The sequence below is a fragment of the Pseudoalteromonas sp. SG43-5 genome, from assembly GCF_014164345.1.
Lineage (GTDB): Bacteria > Pseudomonadota > Gammaproteobacteria > Enterobacterales > Alteromonadaceae > Pseudoalteromonas > Pseudoalteromonas distincta.
Genome location: NZ_JACJFA010000014.1, coordinates 82,407 through 96,381, shown reverse-complemented (window position 1 = coordinate 96,381; position 13,975 = coordinate 82,407). Strand labels below are relative to the sequence as shown.

Below are 13,975 nucleotides of genomic sequence, written 5' to 3'. Positions count from 1 at the left end.
CTATTAAACTGAATAATTAAATAGTTAATAACATTGATTCGTATTCGTTAACGTGTTCAAATTGCGCCAATTAAGATAATTGACATGATTAGGAACACAATGAACCCTAAGTTTTTAGTATCTACTTTGGCAACTGCGGTTGCTTTGTCTTTTAGTGCTACTGCAATAGCAAAAGACACCAGCAATAAAGAACAACGCTTTGAACAAATTACTGTTATTGGCTCTCAGCAGGCAATTAACGATATTCCTGGTTCAGCTACGTTTATTTCTGAAGAAGATCTGCAGAAATTCCAGTTTACCGATATTTCTCGCGTTTTAGCGTCTGTTCCGGGCGTTTACGTGCAAGAAGAAGACGGTTATGGCCTTCGTCCTAATATTGGTATGCGCGGTACAGGTACTGGCCGTAACGATAAAATATCAGTAATGGAAGACGGTGTATTAGTTGCACCAGCACCATATTCAGCACCTTCTGCATACTACTTCCCTACTATGGGTCGTATGGAATCTATTGAAGTATTAAAAGGCGCAGCCTCAGTTAAGTACGGCCCGCGTACTACAGGTGGTGTTTTAAACTTACTTTCGCGCAGCTTACCAACTGAGCCAAATAGCTCAAAAGGTATGGTAGATGCAGCCCTTGGTAGCGACGGTTACTACAAAGGCCACGCTTACTTTGGTAAAGAAAAAAATAACACAGCGGGTTTAATTGAAGTATTTACTTACGGCGCAGACGGCTTTAAAGAGCTGCCAGTAGGCAATGACAACACCGGCTTTGAAAAAACAGATTTACTATTAAAGTTTGGCCATACGTTTGGTCAAAACGATGCGCATAATCTTGAGCTAAAAATTAAGTACTCTGACGAAACATCAGACGAAACATACATGGGCTTAACTGACGAAGACTATCAAGAAAGTCCTTACCGTCGTTATGCTGCATCGCAAAACGATGAAATGAATACTCGCCACAACGCATACCAACTTAACTACGCGTACCGTTTTGGTGATGGCTATGAGTTTTTAGCTACGGCTTACTTAAACGATTTTCATCGTAACTGGTATAAAGCCAGCAGCGTAGGTTTAAGTACTCTTGAGCAGTACAGCGATTTTGAAGCAAACCCAACAAGCGAAGGCATTGAAGGTATTGGTGTTAAAGCTAATAACCGCGACTACCAAGCTAAAGGTATTCAGTCTGAATTACATATTCCTGCAGGCGATCACTATGTGACTGTTGGCGTACGTTACCACGAAGACGAAATGGATCGTTTTCAGTGGGAAGACAAATACACACTTAATCAAGACCTAAGCTTAACGCTTACAGAGCAAGGCGTTCCGGGCTCTGATAGCAACCGCGTAGATAGTGCAGAAGCAAGCACCTTGTTTATTCAAGACGAGTGGACAATTGACGCTTTAGTAGTAAGTGCAGGTCTTCGTTATGAAGACATTACTATTACTCGTGAAGAGTGGTCTAAATCAGATCCAACACGCAGCAACGGTTTAACTAAAGATGTGTCGAACGACACTGAAATTTTAGTGCCGTCACTAGGTGCTACTTACACACTTAACGAAAGCGTAACGCTACTTGCGGGCATTCAAAAAGGGTATGCACCAGCAGCACCTGGTAATGCTGACCAAGAAGAAGAAGAAAGTGTAAACATTGAGTTTGGCTCTCGCTTTAATATGGATGGCTTTAGCGGTGAAGTAATTGCCTTTTACTCAGACTACGACAACATGCACGGTAACTGTACTGCAGCGGTTGGTTGTAGCGACGACAACATTGGCGACCAATACAACTACGGTGAAGTAGAAGTAGCAGGCTTTGAATTTAGTGCAGCACGTACGTTTGCAACTGATACAGCTATGTTCCCAGTTAAATTAACGTACACCTACACAGACTCTGAGTTTAAAAACGATTTTGATTCAGAAATTTGGGGCGCGGTAGAAAAAGGCGATGCAATGCCTTACGTACCAGAAAACCAAGTAGCGTTATCGTTAGGTGCTGAGTTTTCTGCGTTTGTAGTTAACAGCCAAATACGTTACGTATCTGATGCGCATGCTAACTTAACGCAGTCGGGCTTAAACGCAATTGATAGCCGCGTAGTATGGGATTTAGCCGCTAAATACTTAATCGATGAAAATCAAAAAGTATACCTAAACGTTGATAACTTGTTTGATAAAACATACGTTGCTAACCGTTCAAACGGTGGCATTCAGCCAGGTAAGCCGCGTACTGTACAGATGGGCTACACATACTCATTCTAACGAGTTAAATAACTCTCTAGCTGCGTTAAAAATAACTCATATAAGAACAACTATATTTCGTTATTTTTGCCTTGCTATAGAGTTATTTTCCTATCGCTTTAATAGAGCATCAATTCAGTACAATTGGTGCAAAGTTAAAGCGTAAATTACAGACACAAAAAAGCCGAGATTGAATTTCAATCTCGGCTTTTTAATACATAAAACTTATCGTTTTATATATTAGTTATTTGCGTTACGTTGGCGTAATACTTCAAACAAACAAATACCCGTGGCTACCGATACGTTTAAGCTTGAAACAGTACCCGCCATTGGGATTTTAACGAGCATATCGCAATGCTCACGCGTTAAGCGTCGCATGCCCTCGCCTTCTGCGCCCATAACAATAGCCATTGGCCCCGTTAAGCTTGCGTCAAATACATGGTTATCAGTTTCGCCAGCGGTGCCTACAACCCATACGCCTGCATCTTTAATTTCGCGAAGCGTACGTGCAAGGTTAGTCACTTGAATAAGCGGTACTGTTTCGGCTGCGCCACAGGCCACTTTACGTGCGGTACCGTTAAGCTTAGCCGACTTATCTTTAGGTACAATCACAGCGTGAACACCTGCCGCGTCTGCACTACGTAGGCATGCGCCTAAGTTATGCGGATCGGTAATACCATCAAGCACAAGTAAAAACGGTGTGTCTTCACGAGCGATTATCGCATCAAGATCTTTTTCATTAAACGTTGGCGCTGCTTTTACGTTAGCAATAATACCTTGATGCTGCTCACCTTTTGATTTGCTATCAAGGGCTTTACGCTGCATAAACTGTACTGAAATACCAAATTTACGTGCTTCATCAATAATCGGAGTTGAGCGTTTGTCGTCACGACCTTTAAGGGCGTAAATTTCTACAAAGCGCTCTGGTTCGCTTTCTAAAATTGCTTCAACAGAATGAAAGCCAAAAATTAATTCATTACTCACGTATTGTCTGCTCCTGGGCTAGTACGTTTGCGGGCATTTTTGCCTGCTCTTTTAGGCTTTTTAACGGCCTTCTTCTTTGGTTTTTTCTTTACGGCAGAGTCTGCTGCTTTTTTATCTGCAGGTTTTGTTGCAGACTTATTTGCAGGCTTGCCTTTATCTTTATTTGCTGGCTTTTTTTTACCTTTTGGTTTGTCATCGCTGTGCGACTTTTTACCTGGTACTTTGCCTGCTTTTAATTGCGAACGCACACTTGCTGGCGCATGCTCAGACTTACCTGAACCTTTTTTTGGTGCACGACGACGTGAGTATCTGTCTTGTGCAACATCGCCTTTAAGCGTTAAGTTTATACGGCGATCGTCTAAACTAACCGACGCAACTTTAACTGTTACCTTATCGCCAAGGCGATAAACTTTGTGAGAGTGCTCACCTATTAGGGTGTGTTTTGCAGCATCATGCGCAAAAAACTCGTCGCCTAAATTAGTAACGTGAATAAGCCCATCAATTTGTAAATCGTCTAAACGAATAAACAAACCAAAATTGGTGACCGATGAAATAACACCATCAAACTCTTCACCTACATGGTCTTGCATAAACTCACATTTAAGCCAATCAGCTACTTCGCGAGTTGCATCATCGGCGCGGCGCTCTGTTGTAGAACACTGCTCACCTAGTTGATCAACTTCATCGTCGGTATAAGCGTATTCGCCAGACGTTTGCTGACCTTGTGCTTTTATTACTGCTTTAATAGCACGATGCACTACTAAATCTGGGTAACGACGTATTGGCGATGTAAAATGCGCGTAAGCCGATAACGCTAAACCAAAGTGACCAATGTTATCTGGCTGATATACAGCTTGTTTCATTGAACGCAGTAACATAGTTTGAATAAGTTCAGCTTCTGGGCGGTCACCTAGTCGCGCTAATACTTGCGTTATTTCTTTTGGTGTTGGCTCGTCGCTTAATGTACTTTCAATACCTAACTCGCCTAAAAACTTAGTAAAGTTACCTAGTTTTTCTTGGTCTGGTTCGTCATGCACGCGATAAAGCGCGCTTGCTTCGTGCTTTTCAAGAATTTTAGCCGCTGATACGTTGGCTAAAATCATACATTCTTCAATGAGTTTGTGCGCGTCGTTACGAATAACAGGCACTATTGATTCTATTTTACGCTGAGCGTTAAATACAAAACGTGTTTCTAGGGTTTCAAACTCTATGGCACCACGGTCTTGGCGTGCAGCTTTAAGTGCCATGTACATTTGCTGTAAATCAGTTAAATGTGGCACAACGGCTGAGTATTCTTCGCGTAGTTTTTCGTCGTTTTGTAAAATGGCATTTACTTTGGTGTAAGTTAAACGTGCATGCGAGTTCATTATCGCTTCGTAAAACTTATAACCGGAAAGTTTACCCGCACTCGACACGGTCATTTCGGCAACCATACATAAGCGATCTACTTTTGGATTAAGCGAACATAATCCGTTAGAAAGCACTTTTGGTAGCATCGGAATTACTTGCTCAGGGAAATACACTGAGTTACCACGCAAAATTGCTTCTTTGTTAAGCGGCGTGTTCATTCCTACGTAATGCGATACATCGGCAATAGCAACCCATAAGCGCCAGCCACCTGATTTTTTAGGTTCACAGTATACGGCGTCATCAAAGTCGCGTGCATCTTCGCCATCAATAGTTACAAGTGGTAAATCACGTAAATCTACGCGACCTTGTTTGTCAGCTTCTTCAACAAATTCACCTAGATGAGCAACTTGTGCTTCAACTTCTTCTGGCCATACATGTGGAATATCGTGATTGCGCAGTGCAACTTCAATTTCCATACCTGGGGCTAAATGCTCACCAAGTACATCTATAACTTTACCTACCGCGTTCATGTTACGGCTTGGGTTTTGCGTAATTTTAACCTGCACCATTTGGTTATGGCGGGCACCGTTTTCGTTGCCTGGTAAAATCATTATATCTTGCGTTATGCGCGGGTCTTCAGCGACTACAACAGCAACACCGTGCTCAACAAAGTAACGGCCAACAATTGGCGCGCGCTCGTTAGTAAGCACTTTTATAATACGTGCATCGCATTTTGAGCCAGAACCACGTTTAGTGCCTTTAGCTAGTACAATGTCGCCATGTAACACCATATTCATTTGGTGCTTAGCAATAAACCAATCTTTACTCTCGCCTTCAACTTCTAAAAAGCCGAAACCGTCTCTGTGGCCTATTACTTTGCCTTTGGTTAAACCGGCTTCGTCAATTAGGGCGTAGCATTTAAATTTATTGAAATACAGCTGTCCGTCACGCTCCATAGCGCGAAGGCGGCGTTTAAATGCTATTTGGCGTTCGTCATCGTTTACTGCTAGTTCTTCACATAATTGCGCGTAGTTAGCAGGCTTTGAACGCTCTTGAAGGTGAGTAAGTATAAACTCACGACTAGGGACTGGGTTTTCGTACTTTTCTTGTTCTCGACTGAGATTTGGATCTTGGTTTGACATTCACTATCTTGTTAGTTGGTTATGTAGGTATTTTAACCCATATAGTTATAATGAGACAGGTAAAAGCTATTAAACTTTTAAGAAAGCACTTTTACCTTGCTGTATAGTTTAAAAATCTAGCGCAATGGGGCTTAACGATCCCTTAACTGCAAAGTGTTTAGTCATCTCGTAGCAATGCCAAAACCTATACTATTTTTTTTGTAGGTTTTTCCACAGCAGTTTACTTATATTATCAATAAAGCTTGGGTCTTCTTCTTTCATCGTAAGTAAAATCTGCTTATTCATTTGTGTTTTATTTTGAGCGTAAATCCAACGATTTTTATTAAATTGCTGGGCAAACTCAAGTGCACCCGCTTGTAGTTCGTCGTTATTTGCAAACACAGCTTCAACTACTTTGTTCTCTAGCAACTGCTGTGCACCAACCCGCTCTCCTGACATAGCTAGACGATTAAAGAAGGTTTGCGAAATAGCCTTATTAATTATAGGAAACATCGACGGAACAAATGGCACCATTACATCCACTTCAGGAAAACAAAAAAAGCCTTTGTCTGATTTCATAAATCTAAAGTCGCACGCACACGCAAGTACAGAACCATTACCATAGGTATGCCCGTTTAACGCAGCAATAATAGGCATAGGAAAAGTAACTATGCGTTTAAATAAGTCACTTATTTGAATCATAAAGTCTGAAATTGCTGCAGGTAAAATACTTGGATTAGACATCCATTGGAGGTCGATACCCAATGACCAGTTTTTATCACTTGAAGACGTTAAAATAACTGACTTAATATTTTGTTCTGCTTCAATGTGGTCTAGGTGTAAATTAAACTCAGCCAAAAACGCTGGGTTGTGGCGGTTTTCAGCGGTATTCATGGTGAGTATAGCGATATTATTTTTAGTTGTTAGTTCTATTAAATTTGCCATTAAAACCTCTTTTAGCGCGTTTTAAGCTAATTTTAAGCGCTGTTCGTTACTTTTACATATCATAGTAATACTTTGCTTATAATTTATAAACCCACTGATTAAAGCCACCCTTTTTGTTTAGCTATACGCGCAGCATCTATGCGGTTAGTAGCGTTTAATTTTGCAATGGCATCAGATAGGTAGTTACGCGTAGTCCCTTCGCTAATAAATAACTGCTTGGCTATGTCGCTTGTTTTAAGGCCATCGCTTGCAAGTTTAAGGGCTTTGCGTTCTTTATCGGTAAGTGGATCTGCGTCGTCTAATGCATTAATAGCAAGCTCTGGGTCAATTACCTTTTGTCCCTGCATTACTTTTTTAAGCGCATTTATTAACTCTTCACTTGGTGCTTCTTTTAAAATAAAACCTTTAACGCCAGTCGTAAGCGCTCGCCTAATATAACCCGCACGAGAAAATGTAGTCATAATAACCATTTTTATAGCAGGAAATTTAGCGGCTATTTTTTCGCTAAGCTCTATACCATTCATGGTTGGCATTTCTATATCGGTTAAAATTATATCGGGATGTAAATCACTATCAAGTGCCTCAATTGCATTAAGTGCATCTTGCCCGTTACTTGCTTGCCCAATAATCTCAATATTAAAATCAAGCCCTAACAATGCTGCTACTGCGTCGCGTACAAGCGCCTGATCTTCCACTAAATATACTCTGATCATTATAAATCCTTAGCTGTAATTGGCAGCACTACTTTTAAAGTAAAATTATCGCCACAGGTAAATGCTGCACTGCCATTTAGTTGCTCTGCTCGCTCTTTAATACCATTTAGGCCATTGCCCGAATTCAATGTACTGCACGGACCATGGTCAATTACGGTTATAAGTAACTGCTGCGCTGTTTGTTCTATATTTATTTCGCAATTTTTTGTGTTGCTATGGCGTAATAAGTTAGTAACTGCTTCTTTAATTATAAGGCCTGCTATACCCTCTACTTTAGCGGGCAGAGCATTTAAAACCACATTAAATGAAACGTTAAATCCTTGCTCTATTAACCTTTGCTTTAACTGTGCTACTTGGCTGACAAGATTAAGCTGTTTTAAATCACTTACGGCGCTTCTTACATCGCTAAGTAACTGCCTTGCCAAATCGGCCACTTGTGCAATTTCGCTATTTGCTTGAGCGTAGCGCTCTCCTTGGTTTAATTTATTAGCAAGCTCAGCTTTTAAAGCAATAGATGAAAGTGAATGACCTAAAATATCATGCAAGTCGCGAGCTATTCGTTCTCGCTCTGCAATAGCTGCTAATTGCTCTAGTTGGTTAGCGCTTTCTTGTTCGCGCTTTTTGTATAAGCTTTCTCTTTTTGCTGCAATACCGTAACTAAATAATGTGGCGCATAGAATCAAAGCAACGCCTAAAAAGTATTGAACCTTACCTATATCTCCAAGATATGTGCTTAATAAAACCGTGAATATAATTGCGATCGCAGCATAAATTCTTTGACGGTAGCTGTAAGAGTAGCCTGCTATATAGGCTACGAAACCAAATAAAGTAGGCGTACCTGTGGTGTAAAAAGTAGCGCAAAAACAAATTAAGAGCATGGCTACAAATAACTTAGTCACCCCTGCGCTTTTACAGTTTATTGCTTTTACATACAAAAGAATAAAAGCAATATAGAAGGCTAAAGACATAACAATTTGGTTAACTGTAAAGCTCGAAAAATTAATTATTAGCGGGAGTAAATAAAAGCCGGTAAAAATTAAATGTCCATATTTCCAAAAACCTTTATCGCTTTGTTGAGAAAAGCTGCTTAACGAGCTCATACTAATACCTCTGGCATATTATTTTTACTTATAGCACTATTTTTATTAATAAATATAAATAACATAAAAATGCATACCAGCATAAAGCAACCTGCGTACGTAATAGTAAAACTTAACGCCTCTAGCACTTCATTAATAGTTAAGCTGATTAAAATTAAAGAATTCATAATTACCTCCTGTTGAGTAAGGTAACTATGCCCGCGTACAAAAATAATAAGAGTGTGAAGTGTCATCAACTTTAATGACTTTTGTCATGCGGAAAAAATTCATCTTAAGAATTTTTAAGCAATGTTAATATATTCAAAAAGTACAACAAGGAAACTAAATGCAGCCTCAGCAACAAAGTTTAATTTATTTACACATAGCGGTATTACTTTTTGGCGGGACCGCTTTATTTGCCAAACTTATTGGTTTAAATGCTTTAGATATTACCGTTTACAGAACTGCAATTGCAGGAATGGCTATTTTAGCCATGCTTTATTTTCAAAAAAAACAAATTAAACTCAACAAACCTAAAGACTATCTTATTGCGTTATTTTTAGGTGTTGCGGTGGGTATTCACTGGGTTACCTATTTTGCTGGTATGCAAATGGCTGGTATAACTATTGGAATGCTGGCATTTTTTAGCTACCCCGTAATGACGGTGTTTTTAGAACCCTTATTTAATAAAAGCAGGCCAAAAGCAAAAGATATAATAAGTGCAGCGGTGGTTGTTTTAGGTATTTACTTATTAGTACCAAGTGCAAACTTGGGCGATGATGTAACCCTAGGTGTAATAACAGGTGTGATATCAGCATTGTTTTTTTCAATAAGAAACATTACTCATAAGCGCTACTTTAGCCAATATGGCGGGCCGCAAACGATGTTTTATCAAACCTTAGTGGCAAGCATTATGTTGTGTGCATTTATAGAAGTACCAGTGTATGAGGTTAGCAATCATGACCTGATTTTAATTGCTGTAGCGGGTGTTATATTTACAGCTACACCGCACTCGTTATTTGCAGCAAGTTTAAAGCATTTATCAGCGGCAACTGCGGGGTTAATTTCTTGCTTGCAGCCACTTTATGGCACCATACTGGCTATAGTAATTATTCATGAACGTCCTACTGTTATGACGTTAGTTGGTGGAGCACTCATAGTGAGTGCCGCTTGTTTTGAAACGTGGTCAATCACTAAAAAGGCTCGACAATGAAAGTATTTGCACACCGTGGTGCCAGTGGGGATTTTCCTGAAAACACCAAAAGCGCTATTTTAGAAGCGTTAAAAGTATGTGTTGATGGTATTGAAGTAGATATTCAAAGTTCCTTCGATGATTACATGGTAATACACGATTCATGGCTTGATAGAACCACCAGCGGTAAAGGCAGGGTGAGTAACTTTACCGCTCATGAGCTCTCTAAGCTTGATGCTGGAAATGGTGAAAAAATTCCTACTCTTCAGCAGCTGTTTGATTGGAATAACAATAAATCTTTATTAAATATTGAGCTTAAACACACGTTTGCACTAGAAAGGTTTGTGGCTCAATTAGAACAAAACATTGAAGCTAAAAAAATATCGAAAACCAATATTTTAGTATCATCGTTTGATCATCATCAACTACAGTGGCTTAAAAACAAGCTACCATGGCTTAAAATAGGCGCCCTTACTTCTTCTATTCCAATTAACTATGCAAAGTTTGCTAGTGATTTAAACGCTTATAGCGTACATGCAGATAAAACCTTTATAAATAAGGCCTTTGCAGAGGATGCAAAAAAAAGAGGCCTAAAGATTTATGCTTATACAGTCGATAGGGAAGAAGATATAGCGCTAATGCTTGAGTATGGCATAGACGGAATTTTTACAAATTACCCAGCGCGAACCAAAGCTTACTTGTTGTCGTTACAAAAAGGCTAACTTACATTCCCCTCACTTAAATAACAATCGTAGGGCTTGAGCATAATGAGTGGTTTCATGAAAATTTATAACTATATAGAGCAAACATTCTTTTTTACGTTAACCCGTAAAATAGTCGGTAATTTAAGTTTTGTATTATTGTTCCAAGCAATTACGTTATTTTGGCTGCATCAGAGTTTAAGCGAACAACAGCAAAGTACAGGGCTATTTTGGCTGCTTACGCTTGTGATTATATCTGGTTTTATTTTTACTCTTTTTTATATGCGTTTTTTAATTGTTCGCCCTGTTACTGCTATGCGCGATACTTTGATAGAAATAAACCAACAAGATGCAAATTTAGCAGCAAAACTTCCCCACTTTTCGTATGACGAATTTAAAGATTTAAGTTCACAATACAATATATTTACTGCCCATTTAAGTGAGTTACTCAGCACAACATATAACAGTGCTCAAGCGAGTGCACACAGCAATACACAAGTCACTGAATCAATGAAAAATACTGAGCAATCAAGTGAGCAACAAATACAGTTAAGCCACAGTATTATTAATGCCAGTATGCAAATAACCCAAAGCTTACAAGACATAGTAAATAATACAGATAGCGTACATAACGTTAATAATGAACACCTTAACTTTGTAAAACTATCTGCGTCAGAACTCGCTGCTTTAGTAGAGCAGGTAAAACTTATTACTAATATGCTAGGTAGCTTTTCAAATACAATTGCGGGACTAAAAGAGAACAGTGAAAACATTCGTAGTATTTTAAAAATGGTTGAAGAGTTTTCTGATCAAACTAATTTGTTAGCCCTCAACGCCGCAATAGAAGCAGCTAGAGCGGGTGAAGCTGGCAGAGGATTTGCCGTAGTTGCAGACGAAGTACGCACGCTTTCAATAAAGGTAAGTGGCGCAACTAGGCAGATTAGCGACTTTATAAGTCAGATGAATGATTTGGTAAACGAGACAAATAAAGAGTCAGAGCAATTAATGACTCACTCTAATAACGCACAAAGCTCAATTAGTGCAACCTGTGATGGCTTTACTAAAATGCTTAGTGAGTTTGAGCACAACCAGCAGCAGCTGCAACAAATAGCCAGTGCTGTACATTTGCTTGAGGGCACCCAAAGTACGACTCACCAATCGGTAGAGCAAATCGTAGCTTTAGGGGAGCAAGCTAAACAACAAATAGATACGGCATTAGCCGACAGCGAGCAATCTCAACAGCTAAGCTTACAAACCCAACAACAGTTAAAGCGCTTTGTGCACTAAGAAGCGTTTTCGGGCTCAGAGAAATATGGTAAATTACGCAGCTATTAATTTAAGTGTGTAAAGCGTGTGAGCAACCCTACCCCAGACTATGAAAAATTAGCCCTGCAAATAAAAACCTGGGGGCAAGAGCTTGGCTTTAGCGAAGTGGGCATTACTGATATTGACTTATCTAAGCACGAAGCCCAATTGCAACGTTGGCTTGATGCAGGCTACCACGGCTCGATGGATTATATGGCTGCCCACGGTATGAAACGCGCCCGCCCTGCTGAATTAGTGCCTGGTACACAGCGTGTTATATCCGTAAAAATGAATTATCTCCCTCCCGATGCTGGCTTTGCAAAAACCTTAAAAAATAAAGAAAAAGCATATATAAGCCGCTATGCATTAGGTCGTGATTACCATAAATTAATGCGTAATCGTTTAAAAAAACTCGGCCAAAAAATAGAGCAAGAAGTTGGCGAGTATGGCTTTAGACCCTTTGTAGATTCAGCCCCTGTACTTGAGCGTCAACTTGCCGAAAAAGCCGGTTTAGGGTGGCGTGGTAAGCATTCGTTATTAATAAACCAAGAAGCAGGATCATGGTTTTTTTTAGGCGAGCTATTTATTGATTTACCTCTACCAATTGATGCAGAAAACACCTTTGAAGGCTGCGGAAAATGTGTTGCTTGTATTACTCTTTGCCCAACAGGTGCAATTGTAGAGCCCTACGTTGTTGATGCACGTAAATGTATATCGTATTTAACCATAGAACACCAAGGGCCAATACCAGAGCAGTACCGTTCTTTATTAGGTAATCGTGTTTATGGTTGTGATGATTGTCAGTTAGTATGTCCTTGGAATCGTTATGGACAAATAACTGACGAAAATGATTTTCATCCTCGCACTCAATTAAAAGATAAAGATTTACTTGAGCTGTTTGCCTGGGATGAGCCTACATTTTTAAAAAATACCGAAGGCAGCCCTATTCGTCGCATTGGTCACGAACGTTGGTTACGTAATTTAGCAGTTGGTTTAGGTAATGCAGAGTTCAGCCCCGCTATTATTAATGCCCTACAAGATAAAAGCCAAATATGCAGCGAACTTGTTTTAGAGCATATTGAATGGGCACTTGCTCAGCAAAACGATAAACAACGATTACAAATTCGTAAAACAGCTAGGTTAATTAGAATTGTAGAAAAAGGCTTACCAAGGGATGCATAGCACCGCTTAAGTAAACCTTTATATTGCGAAGTAACTAGTTTTTCAAAAGTAACGATAGATCTTGTTCTATCTCTGTAAAGGCTGCTTTGACTTGTTTAACAGACTCTTCTCTTGCTACTGAGTTTTGGATAGTTTCATCTACTTTTTTATAAATAAACACCTCCTGATCTTCATCCAGTCCCATTGATGGGATACGTTCTTCGAGCTCTTCTTGTAACTGTTTAAACACTTTTTCGTTGTTTTGACGGTTTTCATTCAACAAGCTAATTAAGCTATGAAACTTACTATGAACAGTACTTGCTACGGCATTAAGTTTCGCTCGTTGTGATTCAAGCATTTTCTTGGTCATAATGGCGCGTAGCTGCTGCTCGGTAACACTGACAATAAAACATACGTGGTCGCGTATACGACCATGCTTATCAGGGTCATGATCGGGCATATTTAAAATGAGTAAGCTAATCAATTCATAGTTAACTAAAATTCGGTGCGAAAACTCATGTAAGCGCCCTTTGTTTTTCAGCATTTCAAATAGCTCCACCACAATAGGTGAACACACGCCGTTTAGCGCAAAGTGGCTAATTTCATTATTTTCTCTAAATTCTACATTGCTTTGTAAATCAAAAGACTGCAGACAATCTACAAGCGCTTTACCTAGCTCTTGAGGATCGTTAATAAAGCCTATGTTTTCAACGTAGTTAACTATTTGCCCCATTTCACTGCTATTGGCCATTGCATTAAATGCAGTTGATGTTGCATCTTCAACTTGCTTTTCTAGACTTTGCTTTTCAACGAGTACTTGATTTAAATTTTTAAGCTTAGATTTAAGTTCGTCATGGCCAAAAGGTTTTACAATATAATCTTCTGCGCCAACAGAATAGCCTTCCATGCGTTCTTCAACAGTGCCGCGAGCAGAAACAAACATAACAATAATGTGTGCGGTATTTGGATTTGCTTTAAGTGCTTTACATACTTCATAGCCGTTCATTTGCGGCATACTTACGTCGAGTAATATAACCTGAGGCATATAACCTTCAACCATGTTTAAACACTCAGGACCATTTGTTGCTACTTGTAATTCAAAATCAAGCTCCTCTAAAATTTCCTCAATAATTTCAAGGTTAAAGGGTTCGTCATCAACGGCAAGTATTTTAGTTAAGGCCATAATTTA

Annotated in this window: 12 protein-coding genes; 5 read left to right on the top strand and 7 right to left on the bottom strand. The window is 39.5% G+C overall.

Annotation, left to right across the window (positions count from 1 at the left end):
* Positions 1–99 precede the first annotated feature (99 nt).
* Entirely contained in the window at positions 100–2,256 is a 2,157-nt protein-coding gene (locus H5161_RS14575) for a TonB-dependent receptor domain-containing protein (protein WP_182747586.1), read from the top strand.
* A gap of 219 nt (positions 2,257–2,475) precedes the next feature.
* Here H5161_RS14575 and rlmB read toward each other — a convergent pair whose 3' ends face one another.
* The 6 genes from rlmB to H5161_RS14545 all read right to left on the bottom strand — a co-directional run bounded on the left by rlmB (position 2,476) and on the right by H5161_RS14545 (position 8,615).
* On the bottom strand, positions 2,476–3,219 hold the full coding sequence (rlmB, locus tag H5161_RS14570) for a 23S rRNA (guanosine(2251)-2'-O)-methyltransferase RlmB (protein WP_002958023.1): 744 nt from the start codon (positions 3,217–3,219) through the stop codon (positions 2,476–2,478).
* The gene (gene rnr / locus H5161_RS14565; RefSeq protein ID WP_058154169.1) at positions 3,216–5,711 is read right to left on the bottom strand and encodes a ribonuclease R; all 2,496 of its coding nucleotides are present in this window, start codon (positions 5,709–5,711) and stop codon (positions 3,216–3,218) included. Before rnr ends, rlmB begins: the two co-directional genes overlap by 4 nt.
* A 189-nt stretch (positions 5,712–5,900) precedes the next feature.
* A complete protein-coding gene (locus H5161_RS14560) occupies positions 5,901–6,635 on the bottom strand; it encodes an enoyl-CoA hydratase/isomerase family protein (RefSeq protein ID WP_182736221.1) in 735 nt (244 codons plus the stop codon).
* 98 nt (positions 6,636–6,733) lie between these two features.
* Positions 6,734–7,348 (bottom strand): DNA-binding response regulator, encoded by a 615-nt coding sequence (locus H5161_RS14555; protein WP_024599310.1) that lies wholly within the window; start codon positions 7,346–7,348, stop codon positions 6,734–6,736.
* Positions 7,348–8,448: a sensor histidine kinase gene (locus H5161_RS14550; protein WP_182769555.1), complete on the bottom strand. Its 1,101-nt coding sequence runs from the start codon at positions 8,446–8,448 to the stop codon at positions 7,348–7,350. The genes H5161_RS14555 and H5161_RS14550 overlap by 1 nt, the downstream gene beginning before the upstream one ends.
* Positions 8,445–8,615 carry a hypothetical protein gene (locus tag H5161_RS14545; protein ID WP_182769554.1) on the bottom strand — a complete coding sequence of 57 codons (171 nt, stop codon included), beginning with the start codon at positions 8,613–8,615 and terminating at the stop codon, positions 8,445–8,447. Before H5161_RS14545 ends, H5161_RS14550 begins: the two co-directional genes overlap by 4 nt.
* 158 nt (positions 8,616–8,773) lie before the next feature.
* On the opposite strand from H5161_RS14545, the gene H5161_RS14540 reads away from it, so the two are divergent.
* The 4 genes from H5161_RS14540 (at position 8,774) to queG (ending at position 12,807) form a co-directional block, all read left to right on the top strand.
* The gene (locus H5161_RS14540; protein ID WP_024594632.1) at positions 8,774–9,640 is read left to right on the top strand and encodes a DMT family transporter; all 867 of its coding nucleotides are present in this window, start codon (positions 8,774–8,776) and stop codon (positions 9,638–9,640) included.
* Complete coding sequence (locus H5161_RS14535) at positions 9,637–10,341, top strand: glycerophosphodiester phosphodiesterase family protein (RefSeq protein WP_182769553.1); 705 nt, start codon at positions 9,637–9,639, stop codon at positions 10,339–10,341. Before H5161_RS14540 ends, H5161_RS14535 begins: the two co-directional genes overlap by 4 nt.
* A 45-nt stretch (positions 10,342–10,386) precedes the next feature.
* Entirely contained in the window at positions 10,387–11,607 is a 1,221-nt protein-coding gene (locus H5161_RS14530; protein WP_002958016.1) for a methyl-accepting chemotaxis protein, read from the top strand.
* A gap of 66 nt (positions 11,608–11,673) precedes the next feature.
* A complete protein-coding gene (queG, locus tag H5161_RS14525; protein ID WP_058154164.1) occupies positions 11,674–12,807 on the top strand; it encodes a tRNA epoxyqueuosine(34) reductase QueG in 1,134 nt (377 codons plus the stop codon).
* A 34-nt stretch (positions 12,808–12,841) separates the two neighbouring features.
* On the opposite strand, the gene H5161_RS14520 is transcribed toward queG, so the two are convergent.
* Complete coding sequence (locus H5161_RS14520) at positions 12,842–13,969, bottom strand: PleD family two-component system response regulator (protein WP_182693580.1); 1,128 nt, start codon at positions 13,967–13,969, stop codon at positions 12,842–12,844.
* Positions 13,970–13,975: the final 6 nt, after the last annotated feature.

Coding starts and splice junctions, on each gene's coding strand:
- H5161_RS14575 (WP_182747586.1), top strand. CDS start 100: ATGAACCCTAAGTTTTTAGTATCTACTTTGGCAACTGCGGTTGCTTTG.
- rnr (WP_058154169.1), bottom strand. CDS start 5,711: ATGTCAAACCAAGATCCAAATCTCAGTCGAGAACAAGAAAAGTACGAA.
- H5161_RS14560 (WP_182736221.1), bottom strand. CDS start 6,635: ATGGCAAATTTAATAGAACTAACAACTAAAAATAATATCGCTATACTC.
- H5161_RS14555 (WP_024599310.1), bottom strand. CDS start 7,348: ATGATCAGAGTATATTTAGTGGAAGATCAGGCGCTTGTACGCGACGCA.
- H5161_RS14550 (WP_182769555.1), bottom strand. CDS start 8,448: ATGAGCTCGTTAAGCAGCTTTTCTCAACAAAGCGATAAAGGTTTTTGG.
- H5161_RS14545 (WP_182769554.1), bottom strand. CDS start 8,615: ATGAATTCTTTAATTTTAATCAGCTTAACTATTAATGAAGTGCTAGAG.
- H5161_RS14540 (WP_024594632.1), top strand. CDS start 8,774: ATGCAGCCTCAGCAACAAAGTTTAATTTATTTACACATAGCGGTATTA.
- H5161_RS14535 (WP_182769553.1), top strand. CDS start 9,637: ATGAAAGTATTTGCACACCGTGGTGCCAGTGGGGATTTTCCTGAAAAC.
- H5161_RS14530 (WP_002958016.1), top strand. CDS start 10,387: ATGAGTGGTTTCATGAAAATTTATAACTATATAGAGCAAACATTCTTT.
- H5161_RS14520 (WP_182693580.1), bottom strand. CDS start 13,969: ATGGCCTTAACTAAAATACTTGCCGTTGATGACGAACCCTTTAACCTT.